This is a genomic window from Asticcacaulis sp. W401b (assembly GCF_046503825.1).
Classification (GTDB): Bacteria; Pseudomonadota; Alphaproteobacteria; order Caulobacterales; family Caulobacteraceae; genus Asticcacaulis.
This window is the reverse complement of sequence record NZ_JBKFEE010000006.1, coordinates 186,381-211,662: the sequence shown is the minus strand read 5'-3', so window position 1 is coordinate 211,662 and position 25,282 is coordinate 186,381. Positions and strand designations below refer to the sequence as shown.

Below are 25,282 nucleotides of genomic sequence, written 5' to 3'. Positions count from 1 at the left end.
GCGGGATCGCGGACCTGTGCCCAAAGCGCTCCCCCACAGAAACGGGGAATACCGTGTCACACCCTTTGCCTGTCGCGCCGCGCGCAGACTTCGATTTTACCCTGCGGCGGCTTCGCTTCGATGAGCACTACACGCCGTCGCAAACCACGCGCCTGACCACCAATTTCGCCAATCTGGCCAGAGGCGACAACCGCCAGCAAAACCTGCGTAACGCCTTGCGCATGATCGATAATCGTTTCAACGCGCTGGCCCACTGGGACAACCCGAATGCTGACCGTTACGCCGTCGAACTCGACATCATTTCGGTCGAGATCGGCCTTCCGGATCGGGCAAGCGATGACCGTTTCCCGCTGCTCGAAATTCTGAAAACCACCATACTTGACCGTCACACGGAGTCACGCATCGAAGGCATTACCGGCAATAACCTGTCGTCCTTTGTGCGCGATTACGATTTCAGCGTCGTGCTGCCCGCGCACAACCGGGACCGCTCTGACTTCAGCCTGCCGCCCAATTTCGGCGACCTGCACGGTCACCTGTTTCTCAGCTTCGTCCAGTCGCCAACCTACAGGACGCAGTTTCACAAGCCGCCCGTCATCTGCCTGAGCGTCGCCAACAGTAAGACCTATCGGCGGACGGACACGCATCACCCGATACTGGGCGTGGAGTACCAGCAAAGCGACGAGTCCCTGACGGATATATATTTCCGGAAAATGGGATTAAAGGTGCGCTTCTTTATGCCGCCGGGCAGCGTCGCACCGCTGGCCTTCTACGTCTTCGGCGACCTGCTCTGCGACTACACGCCGCTGGAGCTGATCAGCACGATCAGCACCATGGAAAGCTTTCAGAAGATCTACCGCCCGGAAATCTACAACGCCAATTCGGCCGCGGGCGCGGTCTATCAGCCCAGCCTGCAACACCCCGACTATTCGCTGACTCAGGTGGTCTATGACCGCGAAGAACGCAGCCGTCTGGCCGTCGAACAGGGGCGCTTTGCCGAGGCGCACTTCATCAAACCCTATCGCACCCTGCTTGAGCAGTGGTCCGCACATTACGCCTGAGAGGTAATTCTCATGACTTTACTCCTTCCCCCGTCCACCGCCGGCAGCCTGCCGAAACCGTCGTGGCTGGCCCAGCCGGAGACCCTGTGGTCGCCGTGGAAACTGCATGGCGAGGAACTGACTCAGGGCAAGCGCGACGCCCTGCGTCTGGCGCTCGATGATCAGCTTCAGGCCGGTATCGAGATCGTCAGCGACGGCGAACAGACGCGCCAGCACTTCGTCACCACCTTTATCGAACACCTCGACGGAGTCGATTTCGCCCAGCGCGAAACGGTCCGCATCCGCGACCGCTATGAGGCCAGCGTGCCGACGGTGGTGGGACGTGTGTCGCGGCCGCGCTCCGTCTTTGTCGAAGACGCCAAGTTCCTGCGCCAGCAGACGACACAGCCGATCAAGTGGGCGCTGCCGGGGCCGATGACCATGGTCGATACCCTGTTCGATGCCCACTATAAGAGCCGCGAAAAACTGGCCTGGGCCTTTGCCGAGATACTCAATCAGGAGGCCCGAGAGCTGGAGGCTGCCGGCGTCGATATCATCCAGTTCGATGAACCGGCCTTCAACGTCTTCTTCGATGAGGTCAATGACTGGGGTGTGGCGGCGCTCGAAAAGGCCGCCGAGGGCTTACGGTGCGAGACGGCGGTGCACATCTGCTACGGCTACGGCATCAAAGCCAATACCGAGTGGAAAAAGACGCTGGGGTCGCAGTGGCGGCAATACGAAGAGGCCTTCCCCAAACTGCAAACCTCCAGCCTCGATATCATCTCGCTGGAATGTCACAATTCGCGCGTGCCGATGGACCTGATCGAGCTGATCCGCGGCAAGAAGGTGATGGTCGGGGCCATTGACGTGGCCAGCTCTGTTATTGAGACGCCTGAAGAGGTGGCCGAGACGCTGCGCAAAGCCTTGCAATTCGTCGATGCCGACAAGCTCTATCCCTGCACCAATTGCGGCATGGCCCCTCTGTCGCGCGAGGTCGCCACGGGCAAGCTGCGGGCGCTGGGGGCCGGGGCGGCGATCGTGCGCAGGGAGCTTACGGCCTGACTCTACCCGCCAAACAGCGTGCTAAGCACAAAGGCGGTGGTGGCCACGACCAGCACCGCCAGCAGCGCGCCCGCCCGTGCGTAGTCGGTGAAGCGATAGCCGCCCGGTGCCATGACCAGCAGATTGTTCTGATGCCCGATGGGCGTCAGGAAGTCCGAGGAGGTGCCGACCAGCACCGCCAGCAGCAGGGCGTCGGGCGACACGTGGAGTATCTGCGCCAGCTGAATAGCCAGCGGCCCCATGATCAGGGCCGTAGCCACATTGTTGAGCAGTATGGTCAGGAACAGGGTGAGGCCGCACACCGCCGCGATGCAGAGGATCAGGGGCGCGCCCTGAAGCCCGCCCGCCAGCGCATCGGCGACCATTTTCGCCGCGCCCGAACTTTCGAAGCTCTGCCCCACCGGGATCATGGCCGCCAGCAGGACGATGACGCTCCAGTCGATCGACTTATAGATTTCCGGGGCAGGGATCAGGCGCAGGGCCGCCATGGCCGCTGCCGCCGCCAGAAAGGTCAGGGCGGGGGAAACGTCGAACAGCACGGTCACCGCGATGGCCAGCACGAAGATGCCGACCGTCTGGATCGCCGCGCGGATATTGACGGGGGCGGTGTCGGCGCGGTCGATTTCCAGCAGGCGTTGCTGCGTGCCAAAGCGCGCAATATCGGCGGCCTGCCCCCGGATAAACAACTGATCGCCGCCTTGCAGGAGGATGCCCCCCAGCGGCTGTTTCAGGCGGGCGGCGCGTGGCCCGCCGGCCGTGACATTCAGCGCGCCGCCGCTGCGGTGGGTGATGGCGTCGTAGCGCTCCCCGATGATGGGGGAGCCGTGCGCCACGACCATGTGCGCCGTCACCTCGTGCTCGGCGGGTAGCGGCGCGGCGGTCTTGACCTCCAGACTGTCGGCCACGTCGCCGGGCATATAGCGCGACAGAAGGAGCAGCTTGTCGCCGCGTTTCAGGCGATTTTCTTCCGGCCAGTCGATGATCTTGTCACGACGGATGAGGCGCAGCAGGCGCGTGCGGCTGGCGTGCAACTGTTTCGACAGGGCGTGGCGGCTGAGTTCGACGGCGTGGGTGAGGGTCAGTTCAAACACCTTCCACGGGGCGGCGTGACCTTCCATCGTGCCGCGGCGCGGCGGCAGCAGTCGCCAGCCGATGACGGCCAGATAAAGTATGCCGACAACGGCCACGGCAATGCCGACCGGTGCCATGGCAAAGAAGCCGAAGCCCTGCCCCAGCCGCTCCTCGCGCACCGACGACAGGATCATATTGGCCGGGGTGCCGATCAGGGTGATCATGCCGCCCATAATGGTGGCAAAGGCCAGCGGCATCAGGATGGTGCCGACGGCCTTCTTGTTCTGACGCGCGATTTCTGCCCCCAGCGGCATGACGATGACCAGCGCGGCAATATTGTTCATGAAGGCCGACAACAGGGCGCCGACGGCCATCAGCATGGCCATTTGCAGGCTGTAGGTCGCCTTGCCGAACATGATGTAACGCGCCAGCTTGGCCGCCACGCCGCTGAGTTCCAGCGTGCGCCCGACGATCAGCACGGCGGCCACCGCCACCACGGCGGGGTCGCCAAAGCCGCTTAAAGCGTCCTCAGGTTTGACGACGCCGGTGATCAGCCCGGCCAGCAGCGCCAGCACGGCGATTAAGTCGTGGCGCACCCGTTCGGTGACAAACAGCACAAGGGCCCCGGCCAGGATCAGCGCACTGATCAGGGCGGGAGAAACAAAGGGGCTTAAGTCCATTCAGCGGGGGTCCGGTCGAAGGCAGGGTCTTTCTACTGCCCGCAACACCGGTAAAGGGGCGATAGGGAATGTGCTCAGGCGCGGAGCCTAGAGCGATGTGCGGAAAAGTGTGAGCGGTTTTCCGCAAAAACATCGCGACAAAACAAAAATTTAGAGCGAAATGGCGATTCAACCTAAAGTCATTTCGCTCTAAGGGCCGCGACGTCCTGCGGCGTGTTCAGGTTGCGTAAGGTCAGACCCGCCGGGACCGGGAGTTCGACGCAGCCCACCTGCCGCAGCAAGGCGCGCAGGGATGGCGCGCGCGGGGCGGTGGTCACACACTCATGGGCAGCCGCAAGGACCGCCGGGCTCAGGCGCAGGGCAAAGGGCAGGGGCTGCCCTTCAAAACAGGCACCGATACCCTTGTGCGCGGCCAGCAGACGCAGGGTATCGGGCGACAGTTCGGGCATATCGACGGGCACGCACAGGACCTGATCCACCTCCGCGCCAACCTGCGTCAGGGCCGCCAGCACGCCGCCGGCCGGACCGCTGTCCGCGACAGGATCGGCCAGACCGCCGGGCAGGTCGGGCCGCCCGCTATAGAGGATATGCGTTGCCCCCGCCGCCGTCAGGGCGTCGGCGGCGACTTCCAGCCACGTCCGGCCCTCGAACGTCAGGCCGGCCTTATCCACGCCCATGCGGCGCGATTTCCCCCCACAAAGCACAATACCGGCAAGGGACATGTGGCCTGATCTCCAAAAGGGCTCCGCGTTACTTTACCTCTTCCCACACCAGCACCGTGCCGTCCTTGCGGTCGGGATCGGCACCGGGCCAGTCGGCGGCGTAGGGCTCACCGGTACGCACGTCAAGGCCCAGATAGCGGTGCGTGCGCAGCGACATCAGCATGAACTGTTTGCGCAGCATGTCCTGCCACTGGAACAGGCTGTCCGGCGTTTCCGTCTTCATCAGGCGCACGTCCGACGACAGGCCCAGCCCGACAACGGTCAGGAAGCCGCTGCCATCCATGGCCTCCAGCGCCACGCGCCCCTGCCCGCGATCGTGGACGCGGAAGCGCGCGCCGGGGCCGGCGGCCGCCTTTGAGCCATTGGCGGCGAAGTGCAACATGCCGTGCGGATTGGCCCACATCGGCTGATCATTGGCGAAGTTGCGGATGGTCACGACCTTGCCCGCCGGAATGTTCTGTGAGCGGTCGGCCAGAGGCTCATCGACGCGGAAATCGTCGAAATCCGCCTGCCCGCCGGTCGTGCCCTTTTCGTTGAAGGCAAACAGGGCGAAGCGCACGCCCTGAAAGGTGCGCAACTGATAGGCGGTGCGCACGTCGCCACCCATCGGGGTGAAGGTCCTGCCGTCGGTGGAGTAGCTGAACTGCGACAGCTCGGTGTCGTAATTGCCGCTGACGCGCAACTGCACGCGCGGTCCCGGCAGGGCGGCCTCGATGGTTGTGTTGGTCAACTGATCGTAGAAGCGCAGGCGATAGGCCTGACCGTCACGCACCACACCCAGCCAGTAGTAGGGGATGTTGAGCAGGCCCAGACCGGCCACATCGCCGTCTTTCAGCCCTTTGGCATCCAGCGTCGTCGTCGCCGTCGATTCCGGCCCGATGACGCGCTGGGTCAGGCTGTTGCGCGCCAGCAGGAAGTGCGGGGCGGGCAGGCTGTGCAGACGCAGATAGCCGCGCCGCTCAGACAGAGACCATTTCGTGTCGTCCGGCACGTGGTTCCATTGCCAGACCGCTTGGGGCTTCGGGCCGGAAAAGTCGTCATTGCGCTGATAGGTCGGGGTCGGGGCGACGGTGGCCCCCGTAGCGGGTTTCAGCCAGGTGCGCGGGCTGCGCCCCAGATTGCCGGGCAGGCCGAAATAGGGCCAGCCATCGTGCCAGGTGACGGGCGACAGGAAGGTGGTGCGCCCCATCGACTTCACATCCATCATCGAAAAGCCCCACCAGTCGCCATTGGGCAGTTCGACCAGCCCGCCCTGATGCAAGGGGTCGGCCCCGAAGGCATTGCCGCCCGGCGGTGGCGGCGAAACGCTGATTGTGTCACCGGGGGCCGGCAGGCTGCGCCCGATGCCCTGGGTGCGCCAGCCGAACTGTGTGCCCATGGTCTCCCGCGCGCTGATCGTCACCGTCTCATAGGGGCCGAACGGACTGTCTGAGCGTGCCGCCTGCATCCGCCCGACCGGGGCGTAGTTGGCGCTTATGATGTAGTATTTGCCCTTGATCTTGTAAAAGTGATGGCCTTCGCCCATGGCGTTGCCCGCCGGGATAATCACTCGCTCGCTGCCTTCAACCACGCCGCTGAGGTCGGGTTTCAGTTCGACCAGCCGCACCTCATCATAGCTATAGACGGCGTAGATCTTGCCATCGTCGTCGAACAGCACCGACAGGTCGTGAATCTTGCTGTTCAGCGACTTGTGCGTCCACGGCCCGGCGGGGTTGGTCGCCGTGAACACCTGTATCCCGTAACCGTTGATATTGGAGAAGATGTAGAAGGTGCCGTTGTGATAACGCAGCGCCGGGGCCCAGATGCCCGCCCCATAGGCATCCTTGCCACCTTCGAGGCGGTATTCCGGCCCCATCTCCAGACGGTCCAGCGCGTAGCCCAGCAACCGCCAGTTCACCAGATCCTTCGAATGCAGCACCGGCAGGGCGGGCATGGTGTGCATGGTGGTGCCGGTCATATAGTAGTCGTCGCCGACGCGGATAATATCAGGATCGGAAAATTCGTCGTTAAACAATGGGTTGGTGAAGGTGCCATTGCCATTGTCCGGCGTCCAGGTCGTCGCCGCCGTGGTTTTGGGCAGGACCTGAGCGGGCGGGGTCTGCGCCGCGGCAGACAGGCTGAAAAGAGCAAACAGCGCCGTCAGCGCAAGGCCGGGCAGGGGGCGGGCGGGCATGAGCGTTTCCTGTTATCGGTGTTTGGGCGCACTATAATAGTCTGAGTTATCCGGTCAATCGCGCTTCGCCGCGCGCCTGCTCGGGCGTTTGAGGGGGGATAGCAAAAACCCGGACATGACTTGATCGCCAATTGACAGAGGCGAGGAAACCGTGATTTGTTAGCGTTAACATAAAAAACAAGCTTCGTGCAGGGATACCCATGCCTAATCTTCTTCCGACACGCCGCCACGTGCTGGCGGGCCTGAGCGCTGCCGCCCTTCCGGTGATGGCGTCCACCCCTGTTCTTGCCGCCAGCGGGCCGTCTCTGCGGACACTGGCCGCCGAAAAGGGAATCCTGTTCGGTTCGGCGCTGAGCGCGGGCACCATGGAACCGGCCTATCTGGACATACTGAAGGCCGAATGCGGCGTGATCGTGCCGGAGAACGAATTCAAGGTCCATGTCATCGCCACCCAGCCGGACCGCTATAACTTCGCGCCCGGCGATACGATTGCGGGCTTTGCGCGCGATAACGGCATGAAACTGCGCGGGCACACCCTGTTGTGGAACAAGGTCGAGTTCATGCCGAAGTGGCTGCTGAATATTGACTTTGGCGCAAACCCGGCGCGCGAGGCCGAACGCTATCTGCGCGACTACATCAAACGCGTCTGCACCCATTACGGCGATCAGGTGTTTTCGTGGGATGTGGTCAACGAAACCATCGACCCCCAGACCGGCGACATCCGCGACACGCCGTTTACCAGGGCGCTCGGTTTCGAGTGTATCCGCATCGCCTTTGAGGCGGCGCGTGAATACGCCCCGAAGGCGCAACTGGTCTATAACGACTATATGTCGTGGGAGCGTGGCAACGAGACGCACCGCAAGGGCGTGCTCAAACTGCTGGAAACCCTGCGGGCGAAAAACGTCCCGATAGATGGCTTCGGCATCCAGAGCCATATCGGCAATGACGGCCACATCAAGGAGGCGCAGCACGATCAGTGGCGCGCCTTTATCGACGCGGCTGTGGGCATGGATTACAAGCTGCTGATCACCGAATTCGACGTCAATGACAAGGACCTGCCGACCGACACCGCCGTGCGCGACGCCGGGGTGGCCGCAGCGGCGAAGGACTATCTCGACCTGATGTTCTCTTACAAGCAACTGGATCAGTTCCTGTGCTGGGGCATGAGCGATAACCATAGCTGGCTTCAGGGCTGGACGCCGCGCGCCGACAAGACGCCGCAACGCCCGACTCCCTATGACGCCCAGTATCGCCCCAAGCCCCTGCGTGAGGCCATTGCCGCCGCGCTGAAGGCCGCCCCGAAACGATAGGAGACAGACGATGCGATATCTGGCAATGCGATATCTGGCTGCCCTCTCCGCCGCCCTGTCTGTGGGCCTGTCCTTACCGGCTGTGGCCGAGCCGGCGCGCTTTGAGCGCTTCACCTATGAGGGCCGCTCTCAGGAGCAGGCGAAGGCGGGACCGGGGGAATATCTCAACCCCATCCTGTCGGGCTATTATCCTGACCCATCGGTGACGCGCGTCGGCGACGACTATTACCTCGTCAATTCGTCCTTTACGCACTTTCCGGGTCTGCCCATCTTTCATTCAAAGGATCTGGTGAACTGGACGCAGATCGCCAATGCGATCAGCCGCCCGGAACAGCTCAATTTCGATGGGCTGAAGGTGTCGCGCGGGGTCTTCGCGCCGGATATCTCCTATCACGACGGCCTGTTCTACATCGTCAACACCTGCGTCGATTGCAAAGGCAATTTCGTCATCACGGCCAAGGACCCGAGGGGGCCGTGGTCTGATCCGGTGTGGTTCGATTTCGAAGGCATCGACCCCTCGATCTTCTGGGACACGGACGGCAAGGCCTATATCGTCAACAATGGCGCGCCGAACGAGACGCCGCGCTATGACGGCCACCGCGCCATCTGGGTTCAGGAATTCGACTACAAGGCGCTGAAACTGGTCGGTGAGCGCACGCAAATCGTCAATGGCGGTGTCGATATTTCCAAAAAGCCCATCTGGATCGAAGGGCCACACATCCTGCGTAAGGACGGTTTCTACTACCTGACGGCGGCCGAAGGCGGCACGGGTGATCAGCATTCGCAGGTGGTGCTGCGCTCGAAAAGCGTGCGGGGGCCGTTTGTGCCTTATGACAAAAACCCGATCCTCAGCCAGCGCACACTGGACCCGGCGCGCCAAAACCCCGTGACCTCCGCCGGTCATGCCAAGCTGGTGCAGACCCAGACGGGGGAATGGTGGGCGACCTTCCTCGCTACGCGGCCCTATGGCCCGGACCTGTACAATATCGGACGCGAAACCTTCCTCTTGCCCGTGACGTGGAAGGACGGCTGGCCGGTCATTCTGGAAGACGGCAAGGCCATTCCCTTCACGGAAAAAAAGCCCAACCTGCCGGCGCAGGCCGCCCCAGCTCAGCCGGTCAATGGCGATTTCGGCTTTAGCGAAGCGTTTGACGGCAAGAGCCTGCCCCTGTCGTGGATCGGGGTGCGCACGCCGCACACACCCGTCTATCGGCTGGACAAGGGGGCATTGGTGCTCAATTCTGGGTCGGCGCTCGGCGACCTGAAAGGGACGCTGGCCTTCATCGCCCACCGTCAGCAGCACCACATAGCCACTGTGTCCACGACCCTCACCTACAGCCCGGAAAAAGACGGTGACCGGGCCGGACTGGCGGCCATGCAAAACGATGACGCCTGGCTGTTCTTCGGCCTGACGCGCATAGACGGCAAGCCGCAGATCGCCCTTTATGCCCGTGAAAACACAGCGGCAGACAAGCTGATCGCCGCGGCCCCGCTGATGGCGCGCGACGTCACCCTGACCCTGCGCTTTGACGGTGGACGCCTGACGGCCGACTATACGGCGGATGGTCAGACCCGCACTCTGAGCCGCGACGTCGATATCACCTTCCTGTCGACGCGTAAGGCGGGTGGCTTTGTCGGCACCCTCATCGGGCCCTATGCCTATGAGGCGAAATGATGCTGAAACGGATCGGGCATCTGCGCTGGTGGATCATCGCTCTGGTGATGCTGGGCACCATCATCAACTACCTGACGCGCAGCACGCTGAGCGTTGCCGCCCCCACCCTGACGCAGGAACTCAGCCTGACGCCGCAGCAATACAGCTACATCACCAGTGCCTTTCAACTGGGCATCATGATGCAGCCGATCGCGGGCTACATACTCGACCTGATCCGTCTGCGTATCGGCTTTGCCCTGTTTGCCACGGCGTGGGGGATTATCACCATCGCCCACAGCCTTGCCGGCAACTGGCAGGGGCTGGCCATGCTGCGCGGGCTTCTGGGCTTTGCCGAAGGGGTGGCGCATCCGGGCGGCCTGAAGGTCGTTGCCGAATGGTTCCCGGCGAAGGAGCGCGGGCTGGCGGGCGGCATCTACAATATCGGCGCGTCTCTGGGCTCGATGCTGGCCCCGCCGCTGGTGGTGTGGGCCATCCTCTATTACGACTGGCGCGCCGCCTTTGTGATTACCGGCATTATCGCTCTGGTCTGGGTCGTCCTGTGGCTCCTCTTCTATCAGTCGCCGGACAAGCATAAGGCCATTTCGGACGGTGAGCGCAGCTATATCCGCGACGGTCAGGAGCGCCATCTTGAGGCCACGGCGGCGCGCCCGTCGCCGTTGAAGATTCTGGGGCAGCGCAATTTCTGGGGCATTGCCCTGCCGCGCTTTCTGGCTGACCCGACCTGGGGGACGCTGACCTTCTGGATGCCGCTCTATCTTTCGACCGCGCGCGGCTTTGACCTGAAAGAGATTGCCCTGTTTGCGTGGCTGCCGTTCGTCTTTGCCGATATCGGCTGCCTATTTGGCCCGGCGGTGGTGCTGTGGCTGCAAAAGCGCGGCATCGGCCTGATCGACGCGCGCCGCTGGGTGTTTACGCTGGGCGCGGTGCTGATGACCGGCATCATGTTTGTTGGCTGGGTCAAAAGCCCCTTCGTCGCCATCGGTTTACTGTGTCTGGGGGCCTTTGCGCACCAGACCCTGTCGGTGACGGTGATCACCCTGTCGTCGGACCTGTTCCGCAAGAACGAGGTAGGGACGGTGACCGGCATGGCCGGGACCTTCGCCAATCTGGGGGTCTTGCTGTTCTCTCTGGCCATCGGTGCGCTGGTCAGCACCATCGGCTATGAGCCCTTCTTTGTGATACTGGGTCTGCTCGACCTGATCGCCGCTGTGGTGCTGTGGACGCTGGTCCGCGCGCCAAAGGCTGAACCGGAGCCTGTGACGTGATCCGTAATCCGATCCTGCCGGGCTTCAATCCCGACCCCTCCATCGTGCGCGTGGGCGACGACTACTACATCGCCACCTCGACCTTTGAGTGGTATCCGGGCGTGCAGATCCACCATTCGCGCGACCTGATCCACTGGCGGCTGATTACGCGGCCTTTGCGCCGTCCGGCGCAACTCGACATGCGCGGCGCCCCCGATAGCTGCGGCGTCTGGGCCCCGTGCCTGACCTACGATAACGGCCTGTTCTATCTCATCTATACCGATGTGAAACGCTATGGCCGCACCACGGTCGGCGGGGCCAGCGGCGCGTCCCTGCGCGACTTCCACAACTATCTGGTCACCTGCCCCACCATCGACGGCGAATGGTCCGACCCCATCTATCTCAACAGCAGCGGCTTCGATCCGTCGCTGTTCCATGACGATGACGGGCGCAAATATCTGGTCAACATGCTGTGGGATCACCGGCCGGGCCGCGTGCGCTTTGCCGGTATCGTGCTGCAGGAGTATGACCCGGTAGCGCAGGGTCTGACCGGCGAACGCAAGGTCATATTCGAGAGTACGTCGCTCGGTATGGCCGAAGGGCCGCATCTCTATAAGCGCGACGGCTGGTACTACCTGATCACGGCGGAGGGGGGCACGGGCTGGAACCACGCGGTGACTATGGCGCGGTCGCGGACCCTCACCGGGCCGTATGAGTTGCACCCCGAAACGCACATTCTCTCCAGCCGCCTGCGCCCGGACAGCCCGCTTCAACGCGCCGGTCATGGCGATCTGGTCGAAGCGCGCGACGGCACGCCGCTGCTCGTCTATCTGTGCGGGCGGCCCCTGCCCAATCGCGGACGTTGTGTGCTGGGGCGCGAAACGGCCATCCAGCCGATGCGCTGGGACGAAGACGGCTGGCTGCGCACGCTGGACGGGCAGGGCCTGCCCCTGCTGGTCGCCGAAAGCCCGGAGCCGGTCGCTGAGGCCTTTGAGGCACCTTCCGTCGATTTTAACGGCCCGGACCTGCCCATAGACTTCCAGTGGCTGCGCTCACCCTATCCCGAAAAGCTGTTCAGCCTCAGTGACCGGCCCGGACATCTGCGGCTCTATGGGCGCGAAACCCTGGGCAGCCTGTTTGAACAGGCGCTGGTGGCGCGCCGTCAGCAGGCCTTCTGCTATTCGGTGGAAACCGTGCTCGACTATCAGCCGCGCCATTATCAGCAGGCGGCGGGACTGGTCTGCTACTATAATGGCAGCAAATACCACTACCTGCACGTCACCCACGACGAACAGGCGGGGCGGCACGTGCGGGTGATGTCGGCCCTGCCGGACTCCACCACCAGTGACGCTTTCAGCGCCCTCTATCCCGTCGCCGATGGTCCGATCCATCTGCGCGCCGAGGTCGATTATGAGCGCCTGCGCTTTGCCTTCCGGCTGGCGGCGGACGCCGACTGGACGTGGATCCACGGGCATTTCGACGCCAGTGTCCTGTCGGACGAGGCCACGGTGCCGGGGGCGCCTAACTTTACCGGCGCCTTTGTCGGCATGGCCTGTCAGGACACGTCGGGCGAAGGCTTGCCCGCCGATTTCGCGAGGTTTGATTATCGCGAGCGCGACTTTATCGCAGAGATTGGCTGAAGAAGCGCACCACCTCGGCATTAAAGGCGTCGTGGAAGGCCGCGCGATCAAAGCCCGCCCGGCTTTTGCAAATGTGCGGGGCCAGATTGACGTCCACGCACGGGGCGAGGAAATCGAAGTGCCCGGCATTGGGGACCGCGTGAAACTCAGGCGGTTGCGGCAGGGCCTGACGCACGGCATCGGCATAGTCGGGCGCGGGCAGAATCTCATCGGCATCGGCGCGCCACAATTGTACAGGCAGGCGCAGGTCTTTCAGGCCCTCGGCAAAGGTGAAACCGAGCGCCGGAGCCGCCACGATCAGCGCCTTGATGCGCGTATCGGCGGGCATCGCAGGCGCGGGAACGGCGGTGGTCGGGCGCGGATGGCTGGCGATCATCTGGCAATCGAAATAGGCCGGATGCGCCTGACAATGCGGGATCAGGCGCGCAAAGTCCGGACGCCCGCCGGTAGCCGCCAGAACCGTGAACCCGCCCGCCGAGAAGCCGAAGGCCCCGATGCGCTGCGGGTCGATGACGCCACGCTCTGGTGCCTCGTTCAGCATGTAGGTGATGAGCTGGCTGAGCGCCTTCGGGCGGTCCTCGATCCGGGTGGCGCGGCTATTGTCCTGCCAGTTGTCGCCCGGATGGGTGAGGGCCGCTACGACGAAGCCCGCTTTCGCCAGGGCCACCGCCGTATCGACATGGCCGGAAAAGCTGCCGCCTGTGCCGTGCGACATGACGATCAGCGGATGCGCGCCGGGCAGGGGCGCGGCATTGGCCACGACCGCGTGGCTGTAAAGCCCCAGCCTTTGGCGGGCCGGTGTGCCTGCGGCGGGAAACCATATGCCGACCTCGACGCCCTCAGCCGTGACGGCGTGGCGGAACCCGACCTGTGGGGTGTCCGCATGGGCGACCATGCCAAGGGCGGCGAACGAAATAAAGAGAGCGAATAACAGGCGACAGCGCATGAGAAATCTCCGTTTGACCCGTCCGCTCTAACCGTCTGACACAGCGCGTAAAGGCGTCATTCGCCAATGGGCAAACGGGTACGTGGTCCGGCGATTGGGCGCTCTGGCGGTGCGGGGCGCAGGCCGCTATAGTGCGCTAAACCGCCTTGCTCTGAGCCCCGATGCCGACTTCGTTTTCCAACCGTCTGACACAACTGAGCCGTAACCCCGTCGCGCAATGGGCCGCCGTGGCCACGGTCGCCGGGCTGATACTGGGGGTGCTGGGGCCGTTCGGCAGCTATCTGAATACGGGGCTGGACAAGCGCATCGCCTATTGGGTGGTGTCGATGCTGGTGGGGGCAGCGCTGTTCGGGGGCACCCTGCGGGCGGTCAGGCGCCTCGCCCCCGGCGGCGGGATGAAAAGCCTCAGTCTGCTGGCTGTCGCCCTTGGGCTCGTCAGTCTGTTGCAGGCCTTTCTGACGCGCACAGCGGCCTTCTGGCTGTGGCCGGAACTGCATCGCTTCGATCTGTCGCCGGTCCTGTGGTACGGCCAGACCCTGCTGATCGCCGGGTTGATGGTTGCCGTGGTGTGGGCGCTTCAGCGTCGGGCGGCCGCGCGCCCCGTTCTCTCAGAGACGGAATCGCCCGCCGCCCTGCCGAGGGACGTGCTGGCCCTTCAGATGGAAGACCACTATGTGCGCGTCCACACGCCCACGGGCGCGCAACTGATGCTGATGCCCCTGCATCAGGCGATTGCCCAGCTTCAGGTCGAAGGGCTGCGGACGCACCGGTCCTGGTGGGTGGCGCGTCACGCGGTCAGGTCTATTGAAGGCACGCCGCGCGCCATGCGCCTGCACCTGACCAACGGCCTCACCGCGCCGGTCGCCCGCTCGGCGGTGGTGCACCTGCGTCAGGCCGGCTGGCTTGAACATGCTGGTGGGTGAGAAAGGGCCTATCACTGATAAGCCCTTTTTTGCCCGACACCGCCTAGTATCGTGAATTTGAAGTTCGCTTCATTCTGATATCGAGAGCCGGGCGAACTTCAAATTCAAAAACGATACGAGTTACAATAATTTGCTAGTGTCCTGTTGAATCTGAAATTCGCCAGAGGGCGATATCAAGCGCATGCGAATTTCAGATTCAGGACACTAAGGATTCACAAACTCGCCCGTCTTGCCGCTTTTGGCGGCGTCTTCGGCCAGAACCACATCCTTGTGATCCACCGCCCCGTCCTTATTGCGGTCGTGCAGGTCGAACATGCGCAGACCCGAAGCGAGGTGTTCCGCCTGACTGATGGCGCCGTTCTTGTCGGTGTCGAGGACGCCGAAACGCACCTTGGCCTGACGCATCTGGCGCTGCTGTTCCTCCAGACGCTTTTCCGGGTCGCCGATGCGGCTGAGTCTGGCCATCAGGCGGCCTTCGTATTCGCCGATATATTCGGCCTCGCTCAAGCTGCCGTCTTCATTGAAGTCGGCCTTGCGAAATTCGATGGCGCGACCAGCCTTGAATTCCTCAAGCGACACCTTGCCGTCGCCATTGAGGTCCTGTTCCTCGATAAAGGTCGAGGTGGAGTGTGAGGCGGCCAGCGCCGGGGCCGAGACCGCGATGAGGGCGGTTATGAGAAGAGACGTTTTCATCCGGGTATCCTTATAGAACGAGTTATTGGGGCAGGACTTCAAGGGTGAGGGTGGCGGTGTGGCTGAGCCACAGGTTCGCCTGACCTTCGGCGGGGCGGCGCACGCGCACCTGAAGGAGGTAGAGGCCGGCGGTCTTCGGCGTGAAGGTGACCTCGCCCGCGTCGTTGGTGCGCAGCGTCTGTTCGCCCACCTTGGGTGTGGCATAGGTCTGGCCGTCGGTGATGACGGTCACGTTTTGACCCGACAGACCCTGGCCATTTTCACGCACGCGCACGGTGAAGGGTTCACCCGCATAGGCGTCATAGGGCGCGGTGACGGGGAAGAGTTCGACGCCGTTGCTGCGGAAATCGGGACGGCTGGGGCGGCCATGCGTCACATAGACATCGGCGCGCGTCAGGCTTTGCACGTCGATGACGGTTTCGCCGGATCGGGCAGCATTGGGGCCTTCGAGAAAGTGCACCTCACCGTTGCGGAGGACGCCCCTGGCCACGCGGCCCTTACGCACGCCGGAAGAGATCAGATAAGTGCCTTCGGCCTTTAGAGGCGCTTCGAGAAATACCGCGTCCTTAAGCGTCGCCGCCGGGGGCAGGGGCGTGTCGGTCCCGTCCGGTGCGATGATGTGGAAGGCGTCCGACTTCATGGCCACGTCAGGACGCAGATCGCCATCCGAGAAGGCCGCTTCGATCGTTACGTGGTCGCGCGGTGCCGGGACCGTAAAGGCCGCGGGCTTGAGATAGGGCGAATGCGCCACGGCGGGCGCGGTCAATAAACCAAAGAAAAGCAACGGAGTAATGCCGATAAAGCGATAGGCGGTCATGTCGTGTGATCCCTGAAAGAGCCCTGTGGCCCGAAAGACATGAATCCAATAATGAGAATCATTATTATTTGCAAGTGGCTTGACGTCGCATCGCCTCAGGGTGTAGTCGGCGAGTCAATGAGAATTATTCGCAACTATGGGCGTGGGGCCTATGGCGAATCTCAGCCGATTTTTTTCTGAAAGGAAGTATGGGGATGTCACTCAAATCATACCGTCTGCCGGCCGTCAGTGCTCTGGCGCTCAACGCCCTGATCCTGTCTGCCGCGCCGGTTCTGGCGCAGGAAGCGGACAAGACGACCGACGCCACCACCCAGTTGTCGCTGGGGCGCATCGTCGTCTCGGCGGGCAAGGAAAAGGTCGCCACCGATACGCCGCAGTCGGTGACGGTGCTCGATCAGGAGGACCTCGAAAACGCGCAGGCCGGTACGGTGGGCGAACTGCTGGAAGGCGTGGCCGGGGTCGATGCGGCCGGGGGCGTCTCATCGCTGGGGCAGGGGCTGAACATCCGCGGCATGGGCACCGCCCTGTCGGAATCGGACAGCCGGGTGGTCTTCACGGTCGATGGCGTCACCAAGTTCTTTGAGGGCTATCGCATGGGCAGCCTGTTCACCGATACCGAGCTTTACAAGCGCGTTGAGGTGCTGCGCGGGCCGTCCTCTTCGACCGTCTATGGCTCCGGCGCGCTGGCCGGGACGGTCAACTTCACCACCAAGGACGCTTCGGACTTCCTGAGGGGCGATGATCGCTTCGCGGTGCGTCTGAAGGGCGGCTACGACAGCAACAGCGAGGGCACGCTGCTGTCGGCGACTCTGGCGGCCAAGCCGATGCCAAACCTCGATGTGCTGCTGGTCGCCAACAAGCGCGACTTCGGCAACTACACCGATGGCAATGGCAAGATCGTCAACCCGTCGCAGGCGGCGGGCGAGTCGGTGCTGCTCAAGAGCCGCTACTATATTGGCGGCGACCGCAAACACAGCGTCTGGGCCTCCGCGCAGAAATGGAGCGACGATTCCTGGCAGATCTACGATCAGCAGGCGGCCTTTACGACCAGTCAGGTGCGCCGCAAGACCGACGACACCAACTACGTGATCGGTTACGACAACGCCTTTGAAGGTAATGACTGGCTGGACCTCAAGGCGCAGATCGCCTTCGACGAATCGAAGACCGATCAGCGCGACAACCAGTTTTCGCCCACCGCGCTCGGCTATACCTCGCAGTACAGCTACAAGACCGTGCAGGCGAAGGTGGAGAACGTCTCGACCTTCACCACCGGTCCCGTCGAGCACTTTCTGACCGTCGGTGTGCAGACCTATCATCAGGAGCGCCGCAACCCGCGTTACAGCGCGACGGGCAGCCTGACCAATGGCGCGACCACCCACCCCGAAGGCGATATGAACCGCGTCAGCCTGTATGTGCAGGATGAAATCCTGATCGGAGACAAGCTGACCCTTATTCCGGGTATCCGCTACGATAAGTCGAAGCTGAAACCTGGGGCGGGCACCTATGTGGTGGGCACGACCGGCGTGCCTTCCTCTGTCGAACTGGACGCCACCTCGCCCAAGCTGGCGGTGCTCTATGCGCTGACGGAGCAGGTCAAACTGTTCGGCTCGCTGTCGCATACCGAGCGCCTGCCCGTACTGGATGAGATCTATACGCGCGGTGCGGCCCAGACCATCAGCCTCAATCTCAAGCCGGAAGAGTCGGAAAATCGCGAGGTGGGCGCCAGCTATTCGAAGCGCGGTCTGTTCAGCAAGGGCGATGGTCTGAACCTCAAGCTGACCGTGTTCCAGAACGACATCAAAAACCTGGTCACGCGCACCTCGACCACGGCTTCGGCCTACACCAATGTCGGCGAAGCGCGCTATGAAGGGGCCGAACTGGAGGCCGAATACGCCTCACGCCGTATTTTCGGGCGCGTGGCATGGTCCACGGTCAATGGCTATAACAAGGTGACGAATATCGCGTTTAACACCATCCCGGCGGAGCAACTGAACCTGACGGCGGGCTGGGTGTTTCCTGAAAAGGGGGTAACGCTCGGCTGGAAGGGCGATATCGCCGACAAACAGTATAGCTACAACGCTACCACCGGCGTCGTTTCGGCCACCAGCAAGTCCTATACGGTGCATAACCTGTTTGCCACCTATCGCCCGCTGTCCGGCCCGCTGGCCGGGATCGAGGCGCGCCTGAACTGGGACAATATCTTCGACACCTATTATCAGCCGCACCTCAGCTATCTGCCAGCCGCGGGTCAGACGGTCCGCCTGAGCCTCGCCAAAACGTTCTGAAACCAGCGGTGACGAGCAAGGGTCAAAAAAGCCTGGCTGTCGGGGCCTCCGTTCTGGTGAACGGGGGCTTCCTGCTGGCCGTCGCGGGGCTGGCGCCTCAGCCAACGCCCCCGCCGGTGGAGGTGCCCGTGTTTGAGGTGGCAATAGAGATGCGCCCGGCCGTGGCGAAGACGGCCCCGTCAGCGGCAGAGGCTCAGACCCCCCCCTCTGCGGCTATCAAACCTTCTGAAAAGCCTGCGCCTGTCGCGGTTTCGACGCCGCAGCCGTTGTCTTCGTCGGCACCCGTGGCCGCCATGCCCTCAGCGCAAGCGGCCCCGGCCTCCGCTCGGACCGAGCCCGCTGCGGCCCCTCCGTCGGCGGGTGCGCCTGCGTCTGCGGCCCTCATTCCCCAACCCGCCGCAGCCGGTGCGCCGCGTCCGAGCGCGTTGCAAGGCCCGCCCCCAGCGGCCTATGCCGCGCGTCTCCGCCACCATATCGAACAGTTCAAACTCTATCCGCCGCAGGCCAAACGCCGTCGCATCGAAGGCGAGGTCGTCCTCAGCTTTCAGATGGATCGCCAGGGGCGCGTCCTGACGTCGCGGATCGAGCGCGGATCGGGCTCAGCCGACATTGATCGGGCGGCGCTGGCCATGCTGGCCGACGCCCAGCCCCTGCCGCGTCCGCCGGATTCCGTGGCGGGTGAGGTTCTGTCCCTGAGCTTCGCGACGCGCTTCAGCCTTACGGACTGACAAAATGTCTGGGGCGAAAGAACGTCACGAGGATGCCGAATTCCCCGGTCGCCGCGTTGACTCCGCTAAAGGCGCAGGCGACAGACGCTCGATTATGGCCTCTATGCGCAGCGGGCGCGAGAAGAGGTAGCCCTGCATGGCGTGTACGCCTGCGGCCTTGAGGTGCTGATGCTGGGTCGCGGTTTCGACCCCTTCGGCCACCACCTGCATCCCGAAGGCGCGGCCAATACCGGACACGGCCTGAATGATGGCCAGCGCCTCCAGCGCCTTGCGCGCTTCGCCGTCCAGTCCGCGCACAAATTCCTGATCAATCTTGATCTTGTCGAAGGGGTGGCGGTGCAGGGCGGTCAGCGACGAATAGCCAACACCGAAATCGTCGAGCGCCAGGCGGAAGCCGTGCGCGCGTAAGCGCTCAAACAGCCTGTTCATACGCTCCGGATCACCGAGGATGGCCGTTTCGGTCACCTCGATCACAAAGCGCGACGGGTGCAGTCCGGCCTCACGCACCGACGCCAGCAGACCGGCCTCAAACTCCGGCTGATCAAGCTCGACCGGCGACACATTGATGGCCAGCGGCAGGTCGCCCAGCCGTCTGGCGTCGGCAAAGACGATTTCACGCACGCGCTTGCCGACGCCGATAATGCGCCCGCTGCGCTCAGCCAGCGGCACGAACAGGGCCGGGGTGACAGGGTTGGGGTCTTCGGCGGGCCAGCGGACCAGACATTCGGCGGAGATAATGGTTTCGCCCAGGCGGTCATAGATCGGCTGATAGACGACATCGAGCCGCCCATGCGCCAGAACGGCATCCAGACGCCGCAGCAGGGTCGCGTCCTCATCCGTGAAGCTGGGCACAGCGACCGACACGGGCGAAGGCAGGCGCTGCGCCATTTCGGCCAGCGTGGCCGCCAGCGCGTCGGTCAGCGCTTCGCCATCCCCCAATCGCAGGTCCGGCGGCGTCTGACGCGCCAGTGCCTCGATACTGCCCGCCAGATCGGCCAGCCGCCGCGCCCCCAGATTGAGGCTCATCGAGCGCAGGGCGTGGGCGGCGGACGACACCTGATGGGCGTCTTCGTCTTTCAGGGCGGCCACCAGCGTTTTCAGGGTGACCGGCGCGTGGGAACGGTAAAGTTCGACCACGCGATCGCGGAAGGGGGCGGCCTCTTTCAGCAAAGCCGTAAAGCCGGGGCCCAGCCACTCACCCGCCGCCAGCGGGGTGGGATCGGGCACCGGCATTTCCGCCGCCAGCCCTTCGACGGTCACCGCCAGATGCGGCAGGAAGCGGTTCAGCACCTCGCCGAGCGCGGCCAGCGTGAAAGGCTTGTGCAGCACGGCGTCCATACCGGCGGCCCGCCATTCCTCGGCGGCCTTACCCACCACGTGCGCTGTCAGGGCGACGATGGGCAGGTGCGCGTCGCCTTCGTCCGCCCGCCAGCGCCGCGTGGCCTCAAAGCCGTCCATGTCCGGCATGGAGCCGTCCATCAGCACCAGATCAAACGCCTGCGTCCCCATCTGCCTCAGGGCCTCGGCGCCGTTGGCGGCGGTGACGCACGCAATGCCGAAGCGGCTGAGCGATTCACGCGCCACCTCCAGATTGACCTCGGCATCGTCGGCGACCAGCACGCGGGCGGCAGGGTAGTGGACGCCAACGGCCGCAGGGGCGTCGGCGATGTCCACGTGCAGGGGGGCGCCTGCGGCAAAGGCGGTGATCAGGCGGTCAAGATCGCTGTGGCGCAGGGGCAGGCCAAGTACCGCCGCGCAGCGTCCGTCTTCGCGCCACAGTTCGGCCTCTGCGTCGCGGATATCGGCCAGCAGGACCAGCGGTGCGACTTCGGCGGCAAGGGACTCGCGGTGCACGGCATCGGCCAGAATGAGGTTGGGGGCCTCGGTGCTGAGGGTGAACCCGGCCGCTTCCAGTCGGGTTTTCAGCGCGTGGGCCAGAGCCGGGGCCGCGACGGCCAGATGCAGTCGGGCGGGGGCCGTAAGGCGCGGCGGGGCGGCGGTCGGGGCGTCCGCCTGACGCGGCAGCCGCACATGAAACGACGTCCCCTTGCCCTGTTCGCTGCTGACGGCGATGGCCCCGTGCATGGCCTCGACCAGCCGTTTGGCGATCGACAGGCCCAGCCCCGTGCCGCCGAAGCGCCGCGTCGTGGTCTGGTCTTCCTGCGTGAAGGCGCCGAACACGCTATCGAGCTTGTCCGCCGCAATGCCGATGCCGGTGTCAGAGACCACCAGCCGCCAGTGCTCCGGATGACGGTCGGGCAACAGTTTCAGCGTCACACGTCCGCGTTCGGTAAATTTAACGGCGTTGGACACCAGATTGGCAATGACCTGCCCCAGCCGCACCGTATCGGCGGGCACCCGGCGCGGCGCGTCCGGATGCACAAAAGCCACCAGTTCCAGCCCCTTGTCGCGCGCCCGGTCGTGGAACAGGGCCACCACCTCGTCGATCAGGTCCACCACATCGACGTCGCTGATTTCGACGTCCATGCGCCCGGCCTCGATCTTGGAGAAGTCGAGGATGTCGTTGATGACCGCCAGCAGGTTGCGCCCGGAACGCACGATGGTGTCGGCGTGACGACGCGCCTTGGGCGGCAAGGGCTCGCTGGCCAGCAGTTCGGCCATGACCATCACGCCGTTCATCGGCGTGCGGATTTCATGGCTCATGGTCGCCAGAAACTCGGACTTGGCGGCATTGGCGGCGTTGGCCTCGTCGCGGGCCAGCCGGTAGTCTTCGGTGCGGGCAGCGACCTCGTCCTCAAGGTGCTGCACGTGAGCTTCGATCTGCCGGTCGCGCTTGTCGATGGCTTCGGCCATCAGGTTGAAGCCGTCCACCAGCGTGCGCACCTCGTCCTCGGCCTCGGTCTCGACGCGCGTGAACTGCCCGCTCTGCGTCACCGCGGCGAGCGTCTCGGTCAGATCGGTCAGCGGTTTGACAAGGCGGCGTTGCAGCCGGTTGGCGACGAGCAGCGCAATGGCCGCGGCCGCCACCGCCATCAGGCCGATACCGGCCAGAGTGCTCAGCAGCCCGGCGCTGAGGCCGCTGGCCTTATGCACCACCACCACGTGGCCGAGTAAGCGGCCTTCGTGGCGGATGGGCGAGCGGATTTCGATGGAACCGGTGGTCAGAAGGTGGCTGAGCGACGGCGTCTTGCCCTTGTCTTCGATGCTGACATCGGATTTCAGCCGTACCCCAGCCCCGGTTTCGGCCAGCACGCCCTGCACCGTCTCCACCCGCGCATAGACGATGCCGGGCGTGCGCGTAACGGCGCGCAAAGCGCGGAACGCCCCTTGGGCGTCGCCCGTTTCGACGCTTTCCGAGGCGCTGGACGCCAGCACGTCGGCAGCGGCCTTCAGCGTGGACCAGCGCGTTTCGCCATAGCGATGGGCCTCATTGACCACAAACAGCGCCGCTACCGGTAGACAGGCCAGCAGCACGCAGCCAATAACCAGCCGGTTCAACCGGCTATGGAAACCCGGCTGACGCCGGCGTGAGGTAGTGATTCGGGCGTCTGAGCGCATAGACGGACGCTAAAGCATGTCTCGCCAAAGGGGAAACCGGTTTTACCGTGCGCTTTTGTCGCATCACGGAGTTGTATAAAAAACGCATAAAAATACAGGCGTTTAGGTTGTGGAAAGGGGCTGTTAACAGGCGCGTGTTACAAGGCTGATATGAGATCAGGTCGGTTTGATCGCTATACGCGCTTGCTGAAGCGCTTTCCGGGGGCCCGTGACGGGCACGCCGGGATCACGGTTGCGCTGCTGGCCGTGCCCTTGATGCTGGCCGTCGGCGGGGCGATCGAGCTGAATGCGTACAACCGCGACAAGAGCCGGCTTCAGGACGCCGCGGACGCCGGGGCGCTGGCCGGGGCCGGTCGGCTAACTCTGGCGACCTATGGGCAGAATACCTCCGGTGTCACCACCTTTGCCACCCAGACCGCCTATCTTCAGGCCAACCCCCTGCCCGACGGGCTGACTGTAGAATTCACTGCTGCGGCCGATTTGCAAAAAGGCATGGTCGAGGTGACGGGGGTGGCTGAGCGCAAACCCATCTTCAACGCCATTGATTTCGCCTCCACCCTGACGGTGAAGGCGCGCGCCGAAAATATGCAGAAGACGCCGCTGTGCGTGCTGCAAACGCAAGATGGTGGCCTAAGCGTGCAAAACACAGCCCAGATCAGGGCTCCCGGCTGCGCTATACACGCCAATCACAGCATCACGGTCGAACCCGCCGCGATGATCGAGGCCGAGCGCATCCAGACCTCAGGCAAGGTCACCGGCATCACGCGCCCCCAGGCGGGCGAGGGGGCCATGACCATTGCCGATCCCTTCACCACGCTCGACCTGAAACCGCCATACCCCTGTATCGGTTTGCCGCTTCAGATCAATGTGCTGAACACCCAGTCGATCATCTTGCCTCCGGGCGTGCATTGCGGTCTGCTGATCATCGCCGGCTCCGGTCGCGTCCACCTTATGCCTGGCGAGCATTACTTCATGTCCAAAGTTCTGATGTCAAATATGGCGCAACTGACCGGCGACGATGTGGTGCTGATCTTTGGCAGCGACGACAAGATAGATATTGCCGATCGCGGCGAGGTGCGCCTGACAGCCCGCAAATCGGGCCGCTTTGCGGGTTTTCTGATGGCGACTTCGCGCGAAAACACGCAGACCTTCACGATAAAGTCCGATCGCGTCAGCCAGCTCTTGGGGACCATCTACATCCCCAATGCGACACTTCAAATCGAAACCGCCGGGCGCGTGGCGCAGGATTCGGCGTGGAGTGTGATTATCGCTCGCACCATTACCCTTCGTCAGGATCCGACGCTGGTAATCAACAAAAACTATACCGGTTCCGGCGTGCCCGTACCCGAAGGCGTCGGGCCGAACCGTTCCATGCCGGCATTGACGCAATAGGGAGCCTGCGATGAGCTATTTTGTCACCTTCGAAGCGGCGCGCCTTCTGGTGGTCGATGACGACCCTATCCTACGCGAATTTGCCCTGACGCATCTGGCGACGCCCAATGTCAGCGTTGAGGTGGCCGAAGACGGCGCCGATGCCTGGACGAAGATGGGGCGCACCACCTATGATATCGTTCTGCTCGATCTCGACATGCCGCGCATGGACGGTTTTGAGCTGCTGGGCCTGATGCGCGCCGATGCGACGCACCGCCACGTCCCGGTGGTGGTGGCCACCGGACGCGAAGACATGCTGGCCGTGGACAAGGCCTTTGCCAATGGCGCGACGTCGTTTGTCATCAAGCCGCTGAACTGGCGACTGGTGTCGCATCAGCTGTCCTACGTCCTGAAAAGTGCGCGCGAAGAAGCGGCGGTGCGACAAACCCTGCGCACGCTTCAGGAAGACAACCGTCTCAGGGATGAGGCGGTGACGCTGGCGCTTTCGAAGCTGGAACAGTCGAGCCGCGCCCTGAACGCCATGCTGGCGCGCCCGGAAGAGGTCGAGCTTACCGAAGCCCAGACGGAGGCCGAACGTATTGTCCGCCTGTGTGAGGCCCTTACTCAGGCCGCCCGCCTGCCCTGATACTGAACGGAGGCCAGCGGCCGATCGCCTTCGCCTCACTGTAAACGCCTTCAGATCATTATGATTTCTGGTAGAAACATAATGATCTGGATTTTTGTTTAGTCCCTCGCCGGGTACGGGCTCCGCCACCTTGGCCGCCGCCTCAATGGCGGCTTGAGCGGAATGCTTCCATCAGAAATCATTCCGCCGAATCGACCAGAATGGTCGTCGACGGGTTTGAAAGAGGGTAATTCGGCGAAATGGTGCGGTATTTTTTGACCGTTATATGCATTGGATGCTAACTGGCATGGAGATGCCGCATCCCAATGTTGAGCCCGTTGCGGTAGGCTAACCAACCGATGCGAGTTCCATACTTACACTCCTCGAAATCTTTCGGGTCGGTGTAGTAATATCCAATCATCCGCGGCAGTGACTGTTCTAAGCGTACATACTCTGGCTCAAAAAACCTTTCGCGTTCCGAGTAAAACCGCGGCGGAGTTACTGTTCGAACTGATCTCGCAGCGCTACGAGCGTGGATCGCCCCTCATCACCAGTAATCAGCCCTTCGATGATGGACCGAAACCTTTGGATCCGGGCGGCTCACCGGTGCCTTGCTGGACCGCATGACCCACCACGTCAGCATCCTTGAGATGAATGGCGACAGCTATCGTCTGGCTCACAGCCGCGCCCGCAAGGCCAGACCCACTCCCTAATCCCCCAAAAAAGTATGGAAGCCCTTTACGGGCGACGTCCTCCAGGCG

18 protein-coding genes and 1 pseudogene are annotated in these 25,282 nt (G+C 63.4%); 12 read left to right on the top strand and 7 right to left on the bottom strand.

Features of this window, described 5'->3' with window-relative positions:
• Positions 1 to 53: 53 nt before the first annotated feature.
• The gene (locus ACK8OE_RS14255; RefSeq protein ID WP_290795605.1) at positions 54 to 1,058 is read left to right on the top strand and encodes a DUF1852 domain-containing protein; all 1,005 of its coding nucleotides are present in this window, start codon (positions 54 to 56) and stop codon (positions 1,056 to 1,058) included.
• 12 nt (positions 1,059 to 1,070) lie between these two features.
• Complete coding sequence (locus ACK8OE_RS14250) at positions 1,071 to 2,099, top strand: methionine synthase (RefSeq protein ID WP_410273070.1); 1,029 nt, start codon at positions 1,071 to 1,073, stop codon at positions 2,097 to 2,099.
• A gap of 2 nt (positions 2,100 to 2,101) precedes the next feature.
• Here ACK8OE_RS14250 and ACK8OE_RS14245 read toward each other — a convergent pair whose 3' ends face one another.
• From ACK8OE_RS14245 to ACK8OE_RS14235, 3 genes are all read right to left on the bottom strand, one after another.
• A complete protein-coding gene (locus ACK8OE_RS14245; RefSeq protein ID WP_410273069.1) occupies positions 2,102 to 3,850 on the bottom strand; it encodes an SLC13 family permease in 1,749 nt (582 codons plus the stop codon).
• A gap of 179 nt (positions 3,851 to 4,029) precedes the next feature.
• The gene (locus ACK8OE_RS14240; protein WP_410273068.1) at positions 4,030 to 4,572 is read right to left on the bottom strand and encodes a molybdenum cofactor guanylyltransferase; all 543 of its coding nucleotides are present in this window, start codon (positions 4,570 to 4,572) and stop codon (positions 4,030 to 4,032) included.
• 28 nt (positions 4,573 to 4,600) lie between these two features.
• Entirely contained in the window at positions 4,601 to 6,745 is a 2,145-nt protein-coding gene (locus ACK8OE_RS14235; RefSeq protein WP_410273067.1) for a glycoside hydrolase 43 family protein, read from the bottom strand.
• A gap of 200 nt (positions 6,746 to 6,945) precedes the next feature.
• On the opposite strand from ACK8OE_RS14235, the gene ACK8OE_RS14230 reads away from it, so the two are divergent.
• Genes ACK8OE_RS14230 through ACK8OE_RS14215 form a run of 4 tightly spaced genes read left to right on the top strand, consistent with a single transcriptional unit; the run spans position 6,946 to position 12,614 of the window.
• Complete coding sequence (locus ACK8OE_RS14230; protein ID WP_410273066.1) at positions 6,946 to 8,055, top strand: endo-1,4-beta-xylanase; 1,110 nt, start codon at positions 6,946 to 6,948, stop codon at positions 8,053 to 8,055.
• A 10-nt stretch (positions 8,056 to 8,065) separates the two neighbouring features.
• Entirely contained in the window at positions 8,066 to 9,730 is a 1,665-nt protein-coding gene (locus ACK8OE_RS14225; protein ID WP_410273065.1) for a glycoside hydrolase family 43 protein, read from the top strand.
• Positions 9,727 to 10,995: an MFS transporter gene (locus ACK8OE_RS14220; RefSeq protein WP_410273064.1), complete on the top strand. Its 1,269-nt coding sequence runs from the start codon at positions 9,727 to 9,729 to the stop codon at positions 10,993 to 10,995. The genes ACK8OE_RS14225 and ACK8OE_RS14220 overlap by 4 nt, the downstream gene beginning before the upstream one ends.
• The gene (locus ACK8OE_RS14215) at positions 10,992 to 12,614 is read left to right on the top strand and encodes a glycoside hydrolase family 43 protein (protein WP_410273063.1); all 1,623 of its coding nucleotides are present in this window, start codon (positions 10,992 to 10,994) and stop codon (positions 12,612 to 12,614) included. Before ACK8OE_RS14220 ends, ACK8OE_RS14215 begins: the two co-directional genes overlap by 4 nt.
• Here the strand turns inward: ACK8OE_RS14215 and ACK8OE_RS14210 are convergent.
• Positions 12,595 to 13,560, bottom strand: a complete 966-nt coding sequence (locus ACK8OE_RS14210) for an alpha/beta hydrolase family protein (protein ID WP_410273062.1) — start codon at positions 13,558 to 13,560, stop codon at positions 12,595 to 12,597. The two genes, ACK8OE_RS14215 and ACK8OE_RS14210, sit on opposite strands and share 20 nt — an antisense overlap.
• 161 nt (positions 13,561 to 13,721) lie before the next feature.
• Between ACK8OE_RS14210 and ACK8OE_RS14205 the strand changes: the two genes are divergently transcribed.
• On the top strand, positions 13,722 to 14,483 hold the full coding sequence (locus tag ACK8OE_RS14205; RefSeq protein WP_410273061.1) for a LytTR family DNA-binding domain-containing protein: 762 nt from the start codon (positions 13,722 to 13,724) through the stop codon (positions 14,481 to 14,483).
• Positions 14,484 to 14,687: 204 nt separating this feature from the next.
• Here ACK8OE_RS14205 and ACK8OE_RS14200 read toward each other — a convergent pair whose 3' ends face one another.
• Positions 14,688 to 15,176 (bottom strand): hypothetical protein, encoded by a 489-nt coding sequence (locus ACK8OE_RS14200; RefSeq protein ID WP_290795580.1) that lies wholly within the window; start codon positions 15,174 to 15,176, stop codon positions 14,688 to 14,690.
• A 22-nt stretch (positions 15,177 to 15,198) separates the two neighbouring features.
• Positions 15,199 to 15,993, bottom strand: a complete 795-nt coding sequence (locus tag ACK8OE_RS14195) for a DUF4198 domain-containing protein (RefSeq protein WP_410273060.1) — start codon at positions 15,991 to 15,993, stop codon at positions 15,199 to 15,201.
• A gap of 194 nt (positions 15,994 to 16,187) precedes the next feature.
• Between ACK8OE_RS14195 and ACK8OE_RS14190 the strand changes: the two genes are divergently transcribed.
• On the top strand, positions 16,188 to 18,278 hold the full coding sequence (locus tag ACK8OE_RS14190) for a TonB-dependent receptor domain-containing protein (protein ID WP_410273059.1): 2,091 nt from the start codon (positions 16,188 to 16,190) through the stop codon (positions 18,276 to 18,278).
• Between the two features lie 8 nt (positions 18,279 to 18,286).
• Positions 18,287 to 19,006, top strand: coding sequence for a TonB family protein (locus tag ACK8OE_RS14185; protein ID WP_410273058.1), 720 nt, complete (start codon positions 18,287 to 18,289; stop codon positions 19,004 to 19,006).
• Between the two features lie 24 nt (positions 19,007 to 19,030).
• Here ACK8OE_RS14185 and ACK8OE_RS14180 read toward each other — a convergent pair whose 3' ends face one another.
• Positions 19,031 to 22,525, bottom strand: coding sequence for an EAL domain-containing protein (locus tag ACK8OE_RS14180; RefSeq protein ID WP_410273057.1), 3,495 nt, complete (start codon positions 22,523 to 22,525; stop codon positions 19,031 to 19,033).
• Between the two features lie 150 nt (positions 22,526 to 22,675).
• Here ACK8OE_RS14180 and ACK8OE_RS14175 point away from each other — a divergent pair, with 150 nt between their 5' ends.
• The 3 genes and pseudogenes from ACK8OE_RS14175 to ACK8OE_RS14165 all read left to right on the top strand — a co-directional run.
• The gene (locus ACK8OE_RS14175; RefSeq protein WP_410273056.1) at positions 22,676 to 23,917 is read left to right on the top strand and encodes a TadE/TadG family type IV pilus assembly protein; all 1,242 of its coding nucleotides are present in this window, start codon (positions 22,676 to 22,678) and stop codon (positions 23,915 to 23,917) included.
• 10 nt (positions 23,918 to 23,927) lie between these two features.
• A complete protein-coding gene (locus tag ACK8OE_RS14170; RefSeq protein WP_410273055.1) occupies positions 23,928 to 24,542 on the top strand; it encodes a PleD family two-component system response regulator in 615 nt (204 codons plus the stop codon).
• A 402-nt stretch (positions 24,543 to 24,944) separates the two neighbouring features.
• Positions 24,945 to 25,234, top strand: a pseudogene (locus ACK8OE_RS14165) (ATP-binding protein); the annotation flags it as partial.
• Between the last annotated feature and the right edge of the window lie 48 nt (positions 25,235 to 25,282).